Annotated in this window: 10 protein-coding genes; 7 read left to right on the top strand and 3 right to left on the bottom strand. The window is 71.3% G+C overall.

All coding sequences use genetic code 11. From position 1 onward, the window contains the following. Nucleotides 1-84 precede the first annotated feature (84 nt). The 6 genes from bamA (at nucleotide 85) to lpxB (ending at nucleotide 7,211) form a co-directional block, all read left to right on the top strand. The gene (gene bamA / locus MKK55_RS14875) at nucleotides 85-2,646 is read left to right on the top strand and encodes an outer membrane protein assembly factor BamA (RefSeq protein WP_147728015.1); all 2,562 of its coding nucleotides are present in this window, start codon (nucleotides 85-87) and stop codon (nucleotides 2,644-2,646) included. Nucleotides 2,647-2,703: 57 nt separating this feature from the next. After that, on the top strand, nucleotides 2,704-3,762 hold the full coding sequence (gene lpxD / locus MKK55_RS14870) for a UDP-3-O-(3-hydroxymyristoyl)glucosamine N-acyltransferase (protein ID WP_147728016.1): 1,059 nt from the start codon (nucleotides 2,704-2,706) through the stop codon (nucleotides 3,760-3,762). A gap of 134 nt (nucleotides 3,763-3,896) precedes the next feature. After that, the gene (gene fabZ / locus MKK55_RS14865; protein WP_147728017.1) at nucleotides 3,897-4,361 is read left to right on the top strand and encodes a 3-hydroxyacyl-ACP dehydratase FabZ; all 465 of its coding nucleotides are present in this window, start codon (nucleotides 3,897-3,899) and stop codon (nucleotides 4,359-4,361) included. Next, a complete protein-coding gene (gene lpxA, locus MKK55_RS14860; RefSeq protein ID WP_243935773.1) occupies nucleotides 4,358-5,176 on the top strand; it encodes an acyl-ACP--UDP-N-acetylglucosamine O-acyltransferase in 819 nt (272 codons plus the stop codon). The genes fabZ and lpxA overlap by 4 nt, the downstream gene beginning before the upstream one ends. A gap of 8 nt (nucleotides 5,177-5,184) precedes the next feature. Beyond that, the gene (locus tag MKK55_RS14855; RefSeq protein ID WP_243935772.1) at nucleotides 5,185-6,066 is read left to right on the top strand and encodes an LpxI family protein; all 882 of its coding nucleotides are present in this window, start codon (nucleotides 5,185-5,187) and stop codon (nucleotides 6,064-6,066) included. Continuing rightward, nucleotides 6,063-7,211 (top strand): lipid-A-disaccharide synthase, encoded by a 1,149-nt coding sequence (lpxB, locus tag MKK55_RS14850; RefSeq protein WP_147728522.1) that lies wholly within the window; start codon nucleotides 6,063-6,065, stop codon nucleotides 7,209-7,211. Before MKK55_RS14855 ends, lpxB begins: the two co-directional genes overlap by 4 nt. 214 nt (nucleotides 7,212-7,425) lie before the next feature. Here the strand turns inward: lpxB and gltA are convergent, their stop codons facing one another. Together gltA and gltX are read right to left on the bottom strand one after the other, a co-directional pair. Then, a complete protein-coding gene (gene gltA, locus MKK55_RS14845; RefSeq protein ID WP_147844312.1) occupies nucleotides 7,426-8,715 on the bottom strand; it encodes a citrate synthase in 1,290 nt (429 codons plus the stop codon). A gap of 208 nt (nucleotides 8,716-8,923) precedes the next feature. Continuing rightward, a complete protein-coding gene (gene gltX, locus MKK55_RS14840; RefSeq protein WP_243935770.1) occupies nucleotides 8,924-10,351 on the bottom strand; it encodes a glutamate--tRNA ligase in 1,428 nt (475 codons plus the stop codon). A 249-nt stretch (nucleotides 10,352-10,600) separates the two neighbouring features. Here gltX and MKK55_RS14835 point away from each other — a divergent pair, with 249 nt between their 5' ends. After that, nucleotides 10,601-12,946 carry a ComEC/Rec2 family competence protein gene (locus MKK55_RS14835; protein ID WP_243935768.1) on the top strand — a complete coding sequence of 782 codons (2,346 nt, stop codon included), beginning with the start codon at nucleotides 10,601-10,603 and terminating at the stop codon, nucleotides 12,944-12,946. On the opposite strand, the gene lexA is transcribed toward MKK55_RS14835, so the two are convergent. Further along, complete coding sequence (gene lexA / locus MKK55_RS14830; RefSeq protein WP_243933128.1) at nucleotides 12,940-13,680, bottom strand: transcriptional repressor LexA; 741 nt, start codon at nucleotides 13,678-13,680, stop codon at nucleotides 12,940-12,942. The genes MKK55_RS14835 and lexA overlap by 7 nt on opposite strands. Between the last annotated feature and the right edge of the window lie 143 nt (nucleotides 13,681-13,823).

Here is a 13,823-nt window from a genome sequence, read left to right as displayed (position 1 = left end):
GACCAGGTATTACGGGACGGCCGGTCAACGGTCGCTCGTGGCGGGTGCGAACCCGATCCGATGATAAGACAGACGGGCGAATAGATGATGTCGATGACGGGGAAGCACCGGCGCAAGTCGGTGAAGCGGACCATCGTCCTAGCCGCCGCGGCGGGCATTGCGCTGACCGGGGTCGCGCAGGCCCAGCAGATCGTCGTTCAGGGCAACCGCCGCGTCGATGCCGACACCATCCGTTCCTACGTCACCGGCACCGCATCGGGCTCCGCCGAGGAAGCCCGCCGCAACCTGCTCGCCAGCGGCATGTTCGCGGACGTGAAGGTCGCCGCCAGCGGCGGCCGCACCGTCGTGACGGTCCGCGAGAACAACCTGATCAACCGGGTCGTGTTCGAGGGCAACAAGAAGATCGAGAAGGCCACGCTCGAAGGGCAGGTCGAGGCCAAGGCCCGCGGCGCCTTCAACGAGGCCGTGATCAAGTCCGACATGGCGCGGATCAAGGAAGTCTACCGCCGCGCCGGCCGCGGGACCGCCAAGGTCACCTACCGCACCGTCGACCTGCCCAACGGCTCGATCGACGTGATCTACCAGATCGACGAGGGCGATAAGACCGGCATCGTGTCGATCACCTTCGTCGGCAACAACGCCGTGAGCGAGCGGACGCTGAAGGGGCTGGTCTCCTCGTCCGAGATGAACTTCCTGTCGTTCATCAAGACCTCCGACGTCTACGATCCCGATCGCATCGCCAACGATCTCGACCTCGTCCGCCGCTACTACCTACGCAAGGGCTACGCCGACTTCCGCATCGTCAACGCCGACGCCCGCTACGTCGAGGGCCCGGACGCCAACGGCTGGGTGATCACGGTCACGGTCGAGGAGGGCGAGCAGTACACGGTCGGCGCCGTGGCGGTGGATTCCCGCCTGCCGGGCCTCGACACGAAGAACCTCGACGGCGAGATCCGCACCACGGTCGGCGACGTCTACAACGCCGAGGACGTCGAGAAGACCCTGTCGGGCCTGACCAACGACGTCGCCCGGGCCGGCTATCCCTTCGCCCAGGTCCGCCCGACCGGCCAGCGCGACCGCGCGACCCACCAGGTCTCCCTCGGCTTCGTCGTCGAGGACGGCCCGCGCGTCTACGTCGAGCGCATCAACATCCGCGGCAACACCCGCACCCGCGACTACGTCATCCGCCGCGAGCTCGATATCGCCGAGGGCGACGCCTACAACCGCGTGCTGACCGACCGCGCCGAGCGCCGCCTGAACGGCCTCGGCTTCTTCAAGAAGGTCCGCTTCTCGAACGAGCCCGGCTCCTCGCCCGACCGCGTCGTGATCAACATCGACGTCGAGGATCAGCCCACGGGCTCGTTCTCGGTGGCGGGCGGCTACTCCACCCAGGACGGCATCATCGGCGAGGTCTCGGTCTCCGAGTCGAACTTCCTCGGTCGCGGCCAGTACGTCCGCGTCGCCGGTACCGGCGGCCAGTACTCGCGCGGCGTCGACTTCTCGTTCACCGAGCCGTACTTCCTCGGCTACCGCCTCGCGGCCGGCTTCGACGCGTTCTACAAGTACAGCGACCTGACCCGGTACTCGCGCTACGAGACCACCGTCTACGGCGGCCAGCTCCGTATCGGCCTGCCGGTGACCGAAGCCTTCGGCGTGACCCTGCGCTACTCGCTCTACAACACCGAGCTGAAGGTCCCGAACTCGATCAAGCAGCCCTACAACGACTGCTCGAACCCGATCCCGGGCATCACCAGCGTCTACCCGAACGGCGCGCAGCTCAACGGCCGCGACGTCAGCGGGCTGGCCCAGTACCCGGCCTGTGCCTACAACGGCGAGGCCTCGATCGCGATCAAGGGCTCCCAGGGCAACACGCTCACCTCGCTCGCCGGCCTGACGCTCGCCTACTCGACGCTGGACGTCATCGGCGCGCCCCGCAACGGCCTCTACGCCGAGCTGAAGCCCGACGTCGCGGGCCTCGGCGGCGACTCGAAGTTCTTCCGCGTCACCGGCGACGCCCGGTACTACAAGGAACTCTACGAGGACGTCGTCGGCTTCGTCCGCCTCCAGGGCGGTCACATCGAGGCGCTGGACAGCAACCCGCTGCGCATCACCGACCAGTTCTTCCTCGGGCCGTCGCTGGTCCGCGGCTTCGCTCCCAACGGCATCGGCCCGCGCGACGTCGGCACCACCGACGCCCGCTCCAACGCCATCGGCGGCTCGACCTACGTCGGCGGCACCCTCGAGATCCAGTTCCCGCTCCCCTACGTGCCGCGCGATCTCGGCCTGAAGGGCGCGGTCTTCGCCGACGCCGGCACGCTGTTCGGCTATCACGGCCGCACCACGTTCGACGTGAACGGCGACAACTTCATCAACGGCACCGCGCCCGGCGGCGCGTGCAACTTCAACGCCTTCAACATCGGCGTCGAGCCGGAATGCGTGAACGTCCGCGACAAGGCCGTCATCCGCTCGTCGGTCGGCGCCTCGATCCTGTGGAACTCCCCGCTCGGCCCGATCCGCTTCGACTACGCCTACGCCCTGAGCAAGGACGAGGGTCTGAAGGTGTTCGTCCCGACGCTCGGCAAGTACGGCCACATCGGCGCGGACCAGACGCAGGCGTTCCGCTTCTCCGGCGGCTCGCGGTTCTGATCCGAGAAAAAAGGTCGCGCGCCGCCTCGGGTTTCCCGGGGCGGCGCGTTGTCGTGCATGCCTGATCCCGTCTTCTTCATCCCGCAGCCCGGTCTCACCCTCGGCCTCGTCGCCGAGGCGGCCGGCCTGCCCGTGCCCGAGGGCTTCGATCCGGCGCACCGGATCGACGGCGCCGCGCCGCTCGAGACCGCGGGGCCGCGCGACCTCGCCTACATGGACAACGCCCGCTACGGCGACGCGCTCGCCGCGACCCGGGCCGGCATCTGCCTCGTCGCCCCGCGCTTTTCCGCGCGCGTGCCCGCCGGCACCGCGAGCCTCGTCCTGCGCGATCCCTACCGCGTCTACGCGGTGCTGCTCGGCCGGCTGCACCCGGATGCGCTTCGCCCGGGCTCGCAGTTCGGCGCCCGCGGCATCGCGCCCGGCGCCCACGTCCACCCCGATGCGCGCCTCGAGGACGGCGTCACGGTCGATCCCGGCGCCGTCGTCGGCCCCGGCGCCGAGATCGGCGCGGGCACGGTGATCGGCCCCGGCGCCGGCATCGGACCCAACGTGCGGATCGGGCGGGACTGCGCGATCGGCGCCGGCGCCACCCTGAGCCATGCGCTCGTCGGCAACCGCGTCATCGTCCATCCCGGCGCCCGGATCGGCCAGGACGGGTTCGGCTTCCACATGGGGGCGACCCACCTCAAGGTGCCGCAGGTCGGCCGCGTCATCGTGCAGGACGACGTCGAGATCGGCGCCAACACCACGGTGGACCGCGGCGCCTCGCGCGACACGGTGATCGGCGAGGGCACCAAGATCGACAACCTCGTGCAGATCGCCCACAACGTGGTGATCGGCCGCCACTGCGTGATCGTCTCGGGCGTCGGCATCTCCGGCTCGACGACGCTCGAGGACTACGTCGTGCTCGGCGGGCAGGTCGGCGTCGTCGGCCATCTGCGCATCGGCCGCGGCTCGCAGATCGCCGGCTCCTCCAACGTCAACCGGGACGTGCCGCCCGGCAGCCGCTGGGGCGGCACGCCGGCCAAGCCGGTCCGCGCCTGGTTCCGCGAGCTGACGACGCTCGCCCGCCTGGCCGAGCGCTCGGGCCGGGACGAGCCGGCGGACAAGGGCTGATCGAAAGGACCGATCGATCCGGCCCGTGCGCCCGCCGCGCTTGCGTCGGGGCGCCGTTTGGGTCGAAAGGACGGGGATCGGTGACGACGGGCGTGCGCGGATGCGCGGCGTCGAGGCGAGGATCGAAGAGATCGATGAGTGAGACGGCGCGTGAACTCGGCTCGGCCGACATCCAGAAGGTGCTGGAGCTGCTGCCGCACCGCTACCCGTTCCTGATGATCGACCGGATCATCGAGATCGACGGCGACGAGAGCTGCATCGGGATCAAGAACGTCACCGTCAACGAGCCGCAATTCACCGGGCATTTCCCGAACATGCCGGTGTTTCCCGGCGTGCTGCTGATCGAGGGCATGGCCCAGACGGCGGGCGCGATCTGCTGCCGGCACATCATGCAGAGCAACGTGCAGACCAAGCAGGTGTTCTTCATGACGATCGACAAGTGCAAGTTCCGCAAGCCGGTGGTGCCGGGCGACCAGGTCCGCTTCCACATGACGAAGACCAACCACCGCAAGACGATGTGGTGGTTCCGCGGAGAGGCGCGCGTCGACGGCGCCCTCGTGGCGGAGGCCGAGATCGGGGCCATGCTGGTGACGGCGTGAGCGCGCCCGCGATCCATCCGAGCGCAATCGTCGAGGACGGCGCCGAGATCGGCGACGGCTGCCGCATCGGCCCGTTCTGCCATGTCGGCCCGCAGGTGGTGCTCGGCGTCGATTGCGAGCTCGTCAGCCACGCGGTCGTCGCGGGCGACACCCGCATCGGCGCCCGCACCCGGATCTATCCCTTCGCCTCGATCGGCCACCCGCCGCAGGACCTGAAATACAAGGGCGAGCCCTCGACGCTGCGGATCGGCGCCGACTGCCTGATCCGCGAGGGCGTCACCATGAACCCCGGCACCGCGGGCGGCGGCCTGGAGACGGTGGTCGGCGACAAGTGCGCCTTCCTCGCCAACGCCCATGTCGGGCATGATTGCCACGTCGGCAGCGGGGTGATCTTCTCCAACAACGTCATGCTGGCCGGCCATTGCAGCGTCGGCGACTACGCCATTCTCGGCGGCGGCTCGGCGGTGATCCAGTTCGCCCGCGTCGGCGCGCACGCCTTCGTCGGCGGCCTGTCGGGGCTGGAGAACGACTGCATCCCCTACGGCATGGTGCTCGGCAACCGCGCCTACCTCGCCGGCCTCAACATCGTCGGCCTGCAGCGTCGGGGCTTCGCGCGCGAGGACATCCATGCGCTGCGCCGCGCCTACCGCCTGCTCTTCGCCCCCGAGGGGACGCTGATGGAGCGGGTCGAGGACGTGGCCTCGGAATTCGAGAGCCACCCGGCGGTGCGCGAGATCCTCGATTTCATCCGCGCCGGCGGCAAGCGCTCGATCTGCACGCCGCGCGAGACGGCGGCTTCCGGCGGCGGCGCCTGAGGCCGCCGATGTCGGCTCCTCGGCCCGCACGGCCGGACGCGAGGCTGGTGCTGGTCGCGGGCGCCGGGCGCCTGCCCGAGCAGGTCGCCCACTCCCTCGACCGTGCCGGCCGCGCCTTCAAGGTGCTGGCGCTGCGCGGGTTCACCGACCGCCCCTTGCGCGCGCGGGCCGACGCCACCGTCGACCTCCTCGACATCGGCGAGACCCTGCGCATCCTCGCGGGCTGGGGGCCGGCGACCATCGTGCCGGCCGGCGGCGTCGCCCGGCCGAGCCCGGCCGCGATCCTCAACGCTGCTGCCGCGTTCCGCAACCGGGTCGCCCTGCGCAATCTCGCCGATGGCGGCGACGACCGGCTGCTCCGCGGTGCCCTCGCGCTGCTCGAGGAGAACGGCCACACCGTGTGCGGCGTCCACGAGGTCGCCCCGGACCTGCTCAGCCCCGCCGGCCCGATCGGCCGCCACGCGCCGGACGCGGCCGGCGCAGCCTCGATCGCCACCGGCCGCGCGCTGCTGGCCGCCCTCTCGGCCTTCGATGTCGGCCAGGCGGTGGTGGTCGCGGCCGACCGCGTGCTCGCCGTCGAGGGCCCCGAGGGCACCGACCGCATGCTCGCCCGCGCCCGCACCGTCGGGCGCAAGCCGTGGGACCTCAGGCTCTGGCGCCGCGAGCGGGCGCTGCCCGCGACCGTGCTGGTGAAGTGCGCCAAGGACGACCAGGATCTCCGCATCGACCTGCCGGCGATCGGCCCGCGGACGGTCCGCAACGCGTCGGCCGCCGGCTGCGTCGGGCTCGCGGTCGAGGCCGGGCGCACGCTGCTGATCGACCGGGCGGAGACGATCGCCGAGGCCGACCGGCTCGGCCTCTTCCTGATCGGCATAGGGGTCGGCGCATGAAGATCTGGCTCGTCGCGGGCGAGGATTCCGGCGACCAGCTCGGCGCCAAGCTGATGGCGTCGCTGCACGAGGCCGCGGGCCGCCCGGTGACCTTCGGCGGCGTCGGCGGCGAGGCGATGACGGCGCGCGGCCTGACCTCGCTCTTCCCCCTCGATGACGTGGCGGTGATGGGCTACCTGCCGGTGCTGGCGCGGCTGCGCACGCTCCTGCGCCGCATCCGCCAGACGGTGGACGACGTGGTCGCCAACCGCCCGGACGTGCTCGTGATCATCGACAGCCCCGGCTTCACCCACGCGGTCGCCTCGCGGGTGCGCAAGCGTGCGCCCGAGATCCCGATCGTCGACTACGTCTCGCCGAGCGTGTGGGCGTGGCGGCCGTGGCGGGCGGCCTCGATGCGGGGCTTCGTCGACCACGTGCTCGCGCTGCTGCCGTTCGAGCCGGAGGCGCACCTGCGGCTCAACGGGCCGCCCTGCACCTATGTCGGGCATCCGCTGATCGAGCGGTTCTCCGAGCTGCGGCCGGACGCCGCCGACGCGGCGTCGCGGGAGGCCGTGCCGTGGCGCGTGGTGGTGCTGCCGGGCTCGCGCCGATCCGAGATCGAGCGGCTGATGCCGGTCTTCGGCCGCACCTTGGCGCGCATGGCGCGGGACGTCGGGCCGATCGAGGCGGTGCTGCCGGCGGTCACCCGTCATCGCGCCTTGATCGAGCGCATGGCCAAGGCCTGGAGCGCCCCCGTGCGCATCGTCGCGGGCGAGGCCGAGAAGTACGCCGCCTTCCGCCAGGCGCGGGCCGCGCTCGCCGCCTCCGGCACCGTGACGCTGGAGCTGGCGCTCGCCGGCGTGCCGATGGTGGTGGCCTACAAGGTCTCGCGTGTCGAGGAGGCGGTGGCCCGGCGCCTGATCCAGGTGCCGACGATCGTGCTGCCGAACCTGATCCTCGGCGAGAACGCGATGCCGGAATTCGTGCAGGCCGAGTGCACCGAGGACCGCCTCGCCACGGCGCTCGCCCCCCTGGTCACCGGCGGCGCCGCGCGGGACCGCCAGCTCGCGGCGCTGCAGCGCATCGACGGCCTGATGCGGCTGCCGGGCGACGAGGCCCCGAGCCGCAGCGCGGCGCGGGTGGTGCTGGCTGCGATCAGAACCTGAGGCTTCGGATCGTCGGGCTGCCGTCATTCCAGGGCGCCGCAGGCGAGGCCGGAATCCAGAGCCGCCGGCGATGCCTGCCGAAGGGCGGCCTGCGGTTCAGGATCCCGGGCTCTGCCTCGCAGCCCCGGAATGACGGGCGCGGGTTTTTGGCGACCGAGAGGCCCATCGCGCCGCCGGCAGATCCATCATCTGCCGACGGCGCTCGGAAGGCGCCTCAGCCGCGGTCGTTGATGCCGACGTAGTCGCGCTTGGTCGGGCCGACGTAGAGCTGGCGCGGGCGACCGATCTTCTGCGAGGGGTCCTCGATCATCTCGGCCCACTGCGCGATCCAGCCGACGGTGCGTGCCACCGCGAACAGCACCGTGAACATGTCGGTCGGGAAGCCCATCGCCTTGAGGGTGATGCCCGAGTAGAAATCGATGTTCGGGTAGAGCTTCTTCTCGATGAAGTACTCGTCCTTGAGCGCGATCTCCTCGAGCTTCATCGCGACCTCGAGCAGCGGGTCGTCGTGCTTGCCGAGCTCCTTCAGCACCTCGTGGGTGGTCTTCTGCATGATCCGCGCGCGCGGATCGTAGTTCTTGTAGACCCGGTGGCCGAAGCCCATCAGGCGGAAGGGATCGTTCTTGTCCTTGGCCTTTGCGACGTACTGGTCGACGCGGTCCGGCGTGCCGATCTCCATCAGCATCTTCAGCGCCGCCTCGTTGGCGCCGCCATGCGCCGGGCCCCACAGGCAGGCGACGCCGGCCGCGATGCAGGCGAACGGGTTCGCGCCGGAGGAGCCGGCGAGCCGCACCGTCGAGGTCGAGGCGTTCTGCTCGTGGTCGGCGTGCAGGATGAAGATCTTGTCCAGCGCTTTGGCGAAGATCGGGTTGATCTGGTACTCCTCGCACGGGACGGCATAGCACATCCGCAGAAAGTTCGAGGTGTAGTCGAGGTCGTTCTTCGGGTACACGAACGGCTGGCCGATCGAGTACTTGTAGGCCATCGCCGCCAGCGTCGGCATCTTGGCGATCATGCGCATCGACGCGATCATGCGCTGGCTCTCGTCCGTGATGTCGGTCGAGTCGTGGTAGAAGGCCGAGAGCGCGCCGACGGAGGCCACCATCACCGCCATCGGGTGGGCGTCGCGGCGGAAGCCGGTGAAGAACCGGTTCATCTGGTCGTGCACCATGGTGTGGCGCGTGACGCGGTAGTCGAAGTCGGCCTTCTGGCCCGGCGTCGGCAGCTCGCCGAACAGCATCAGGTAGCAGGTCTCGAGGAAGTCGCCCTGCTCGGCGAGCTGCTCGATCGGGTAGCCGCGATAGAGCAGAACGCCCTCGTCGCCGTCGATGTAGGTGATCTTCGATTCGCACGAGGCGGTCGAGGTGAAGCCCGGATCGAAGGTGAAGGCGCCGGTCTGGGCGTAGAGCTTGCCGATGTCGACGACGTCGGGGCCGATCGTGCCGCTCTTGACGGGCAGAGAGATCTGCTTGCCGTCCACGGTGATGGTGCTGGCTGCGCTCATGGAACGTGGACCCTTTCCTGGCAACGAATCGAAGCCGGCCCAGGCTGCGCTCCGCGCCGCCCGGGACCCGAAGTCACCGGCATTTTGCTGCAGGTGCTCACAAGCCCATCGGGTTAGCGGATCGGCCGAGCGCCAGCAACGGGGCGGATGACAACCACGTCGAGACGCCAAGCGAAAACCGGGCCGCGCGTGCGCTGCGGCGGCGGTCTCAACCCTTCGTGATGCCGTCGCCGAGACGGGCGAGGCTCTCCGCGCGTCCCAGCACCGCCATCACGTCGAACAGCGGCGGCGACGTCGTGCGCCCGGTCAGCGCCGCGCGCAGCGGCTGGGCGACCTGCCCGAGCTTCAGGCCGGCGGTCTCCGCGAAGTGCCGCACGGCCGCTTCCGTCGCGGCGGCGTTCCAGCCGGGCAGGGCTTCCAGCGCCGGCAGGATCGCGGCGAGCCGCCCGCGCGCCTCGTCGGTGAGGAGGGCGGAAGCCTTCTCGTCCGGCACCAGCGGCCGTGCGGCGGTGAGGTAGTAGGCGCTGTCGAGCAGCTCGATCAGGGTCTTGGCCCGCTCCTTCAGCCCCGGCATCGCCGCGACGAGCTTTTCGCGAAGGGCCGGCGCGAGCGGTGCCGAAAGGCCGCGCTCCGGGCCGACGTTCGGCAGGATGCGCTCGATCGCGTCGACGAGGTCGGCGTCCGCGGCGCCGCGGATGTAGAAGCCGTTGAGGTTCTCGAGCTTGGCGAAGTCGAACCGCGCCGGCGAGCGGCCGATCGCCTTCAGGTCGAAGGCCGCCACCATCTCCTCGGTCGAGAACACCTCCTGGTCGCCGTGGCTCCAGCCGAGGCGGACGAGGTAGTTGCGGAGCGCGGCCGGCAGGTAGCCGAGGTCGCGGTAGGCGTCGACGCCGAGCGCGCCGTGGCGCTTGGACAGCTTGGCCCCGTCCGCCCCGTGGATCAGCGGGATGTGCGCCATCCTCGGCACCTCCCATCCGAGCGCCGAGAAGATCTGGCTCTGGCGCGCGGCGTTGGTGAGGTGGTCGTCGCCGCGGATCACCTGGGTGACGCCCATGTCGTGGTCGTCGACGACGACGGCGAGCATGTAGGTCGGGTTGCCGTCCGAGCGCAGCAGCACGAGGTCGTCGAGGTCGCGGTTGGCCCAGGTGACGCGGCCCTGCACCGCGTCGTCGACGATCGTTTCGCCCTCGCTCGGGGCGCGCAGCCGGATCACCGGCTTCACCCCGGCCGGTGCCTCGGACGGGTCGCGGTCGCGCCAGCGCCCGTCGTAGCGCAGCGGCTTGCCCGCCGCCCGGGCCTGCTCGCGCATCTGCGTCAGCTCCTCCGGCGTGGCGTAGCAGCGATAGGCGTTGCCCGAGGCGAGCAGGCTCTCGGCGACCTCGCGGTGGCGCTCGGCGCGGGCGTACTGGAACACCACGTCGCCGTCCCAATCGAGCCCGAGCCAGCTCATCCCGTCGAGGATCGCGTCGATCGCCCCTTGCGTCGAGCGCTCGCGGTCGGTGTCCTCGATGCGCAGCAGCATCCGGCCGCCCATCCGGCGGGCATAGAGCCAGTTGAACAGCGCCGTGCGGGCGCCCCCGATATGGAGGTAGCCCGTGGGCGAGGGCGCGAAGCGCGTGACGACGGGTGACGACATCGGACGATGGATCTTCTGGTGACGGGGCTGAAGGAGCACCCTGAACGCGGCCGCGGCACGGATCGGCCGATCCGGTTGCGCGCGTCTAGATCGCTCTGCGACGGAGGGAAAGGCGGTTCATCGTCCCCGACGACGCACGGAAGCTGGGGACCTGCGCCCGGACCCGGCCCGGACGGCTCTAGCACGCCCTCGCGGATGCGTTAAGAATCGGGTCGGCGCAGCCGTTTCGCGCCGACCGGTGTGCCGATCATGGCGCGGGACATCGCACGATCGACGGGACGGGCCGTCGCCACGTCGGCATCAGGCCGCTCCCTGTCGCCCGCCGTGCTCGGGCCGGCCGTGCGCGGCTGGGTCGTCGGCGGGCTCGCGATCGAGGCCGAGCAGCGGCGGCTGTTTCCCTGGCTCGCGGTCGCCTTCGGCGCCGGCATCCTCGCGTTCTTCACCGCCACCGACGGCATGCCCTCGCTCTGGGCGCCCCTCGTCGCAGCCGGCGCCTGCGCCGCGACCCTGCCGTTCCTCGGTGCCCGGCCCGCGGCGCTGGCCGTCGCCCTCGGGCTGATGGCGGCGCTCCTCGGCTTCGCGGCGAGCGCCCTGCGGGTCGCGCAGGTGGCGGCGCCGGTGCTGACCCGCACCATCATCGCGCCGCTCGAAGGCCTGATCGAATCGCTGGAGGAGCGTGAGGAGGGCGCCCGCCTGGTGGTGCGGGTCGCGAGCCTCGGCACGATGGCCGCGGCCGAGCGGCCGGTCCGGGTGCGCGTCTCGTTCAAGAAGGCGCCGCCCCTGCGGCCGGGCGACTTCATCGCCGCCACCGCCCGCCTGCTGCCGCCCCCCGAGGCGGCCCGCCCCGGCGGCTACGATTTCGCCCGCGACGCCTACTTCCGCGGGATCGGCGCGGTCGGCTCGCTCCTCGGCAAGATCGCGGTGAAGCCGCCGCCCGAGCCGGTGCCGTGGTCGCTCCGGCTCGCGGCCGCCGTGGACGACGCCCGCAACGCGCTGACCCGCAGGATCACCGACGCCAACGGCGGCCAGGCGGGCGCCGTCGCCGCCGCCCTGGTGACCGGCAAGCGCGGGCTGATCGCGCCGGCCACCAACGACACGCTGCGGGCGGCGGGGATCTACCACGTGGTCTCGATCTCAGGGCTCCACATGGTGCTGGCCGCCGGGGTCGTGTTCTGGCTCGTCCGCGCCGGCCTCGCCCTGGTGCCGTTCCTGGCGCTGGCCTGGCCGATCAAGAAGATCGCCGCGGCGCTGGCGATGGTCGGCGTCACCGCCTACTGCGTCTTCTCCGGCTGGGACATCGCGGCCGAGTGTTCCCTCGTGATGACCCTGATCATGCTCGGGGCGATCCTGGTCGATCGCCCGGCGCTCAGCATGCGCAACCTCGCTCTCGCCGCGCTCATCGCGCTCTCGCACGAGCCGGAAGGCTTGCTCGGCCCGAGCTTCCAGATGTCGTTCGGGGCGGTGGCCGGCCTCATCGCCTGCGCCCGCCTGATCGATGGAGGGATGTTCCGCCGCGACGGGGCCGGGCGGATCGGCCGGCTGATCGCGCTGTCGCTGACGACGGTGGTCGGCACCCTCGGCACGACGCTCGTGGCGCAGGTCGCGACCGCGCCCTTCGCCACCTACCACTTCCAGACCGTCCAACCCTTCGGGCTGATCGGCAACGCGCTCACCCTGCCGCTGGTCTCGCTCGCGGTGATGCCGGCGGCGGTGCTGGGCATCGTCGCCTACCCGTTCGCCCTCGACCAGCCGGTCTGGTGGCTGATGGGACTGGCGGTGCGCGGCATGCTGACCATCTCCGGCTGGATCCAGGGGCTCGGGCGCGCCAACGTCGTGGTCCCGGCCTTCGGCACCGCCGCGCTCGGGTGCCTCGCCGCGGGGCTGCTGCTCGCGACGCTCCCGGTCTCGCGCCTGCGCTGGCTCGCCCTGCCGCCGGCGCTGCTCGGGCTCGGCCTGGCGACGATGCCGGCCCGTTACGACATCTACGTCGACCGCCAGGGCAGCGGGGCGGCGGTGCGCCGCGCCGACGGCAGCCTCGTCGCCCTCGGGCGCCCGTCGAACTTCGTGCTGGAGCAGTGGCTGAAGGCCGACGGCGACGGCAGGCCGGGCGCGCAGGCGACGGGTGGTCCCGCCTGCGACCGGATCGGATGCACGCTTCGGTTGGCCGACGGGCGCGCGGTGGCGCTTCTGAAGGATCGCCGCGGCTTCGCGCAGGATTGCGCCAAGGCCTCGGTGCTGATCACGGCGCTCGCCGCACCGCCGGGCTGCGCCGCCGCCCTCGTCATCGATCGCGCCTACCTCGCCAGCCACGGCGCCGTGGCGATCCGCGTCGAGCCGAATGGCCTCATCCTGGCCGACACGCATGAGCCGGGACGGACGCTGCCGTGGCGCCCCGCGATGGTCCGTCCCCCGCCCCAGGGAACGGATGACGCGGCAGCGGGCGGATCGTCGCCCGCGGCCGAGCCCAAGCCGAAGGACGTCCCGTTCCAGGGCATGGCCGTACCGCCCCCCCGGGCGGAGGACGCCGACCCGGCACCCGACGATCCGGCCGCGGACGGCCCGAACCTGGAGATGCCGGGCGAGACCCTTCAGTAACGGCGCACGAGGCTGACCAGGCGGCCCTGGATCTGCACCCGATCCGGCCCGAGCACGCGGGTCTCGTAGGCCGGGTTCGCGGCTTCGAGCGCGATCGAGGAGCCGCGACGGCGCAGCCGCTTCAGCGTCGCCTCCTCGTCGTCGATCAGCGCCACGATGATGTCGCCGGTGTTGGCGGTGTCCTGCTTGCGGATGACCACGAGGTCGCCGTCGAGGATGCCCGCCTCGACCATCGAGTCGCCGCGGACCTCCAGGGCGTAGTGCTCGCCGCCGGCCAGGAAGTCCGGCGACATGGTGATCGCGTGGCTCTGGTTCTGGATCGCCGAGATCGGCGTGCCGGCCGCGATCCGGCCCATCACCGGGATCGACACCGCGCGACCGCTGTCGTCGACCATCTGCGTCGTGGAAGGACGCGGCGGCACGGCCTTCGAGCGCCCGCCCTCGACCACGCTCGGGGTGAACCGGCGCGGCGCGGCGGGAGCTGCCGGCACCGGGGCGGGCGCGCTGGAGCGGCCGGCGCCGTCGGGCATGCGCAGCACCTCGATCGCCCGAGCCCGATTCGGAAGCCGGCGCAGGAAGCCGCGCTCCTCCAGGGCGGTGATCAGCCGGTGGATGCCGGATTTCGACTTGAGATCGAGGGCGTCCTTCATCTCGTCGAACGACGGCGGAACCCCGTCCTCGCGCATCCGCTCGTCGATGAATCGCAGGAGATCCAGCTGTTTACGGGTCAGCATCGGCGCGGCTCGCAGGAATGCGCGGCCACACGAAGGTGGAGCCGCAGAAACAAAACACGAACACGTTAAACGTTCGTCAAGTGTTCCGCAAGGGTTCTCATCGGCCGATCCGACCGTTGCATCGAATTTCGTCGCGCGCCGAG

The organism is Methylobacterium sp. J-059 (assembly GCF_022829485.1).
Classification (GTDB): domain Bacteria; phylum Pseudomonadota; class Alphaproteobacteria; order Rhizobiales; family Beijerinckiaceae; genus Methylobacterium.
This window is presented reverse-complemented; position numbering and strand designations above follow the sequence as displayed.